This is a genomic window from Citrobacter sp. Ce006 (genome assembly GCF_030336535.1).
Classification (GTDB): domain Bacteria; phylum Pseudomonadota; class Gammaproteobacteria; order Enterobacterales; family Enterobacteriaceae; genus Citrobacter; species Citrobacter europaeus.
In genome coordinates this window covers 1-246 of the sequence record NZ_JAOWDO010000015.1, presented here as the reverse complement: position 1 = coordinate 246, position 246 = coordinate 1, and the positions used below count along the sequence as shown (strand labels likewise).

1 pseudogene is annotated in these 246 nt (G+C 50.0%); it reads right to left on the bottom strand.

Features of this window, described 5'->3' with window-relative positions:
- Window positions 1-246: pseudogene (locus OGV94_RS00070) on the bottom strand (T6SS immunity protein Tli3 family protein); the annotation flags it as partial.

Genomic DNA, 246 nt, shown 5'->3' with positions numbered 1-246 from the left:
ACTTCCGGTTCTTTGTCCGGCAGGTTTTGATAGTTGGCCTTATAACCTTCCGTTAAATGGGCTAAAGATGCTTTCATAAATACCACCGTTCCCCAGGCGCGCCCTGGCGATTCAGGTCTCATATGGCCGTTCACATACTCGCCACTGGATTTATGCTTGCCTGGTCTGTAGAGATAATACGTGTCATCAAAGTATTGATAATCTATACCCGGTCCACCCGGCGCCAGACGCGGGTCGTCAAAAGGG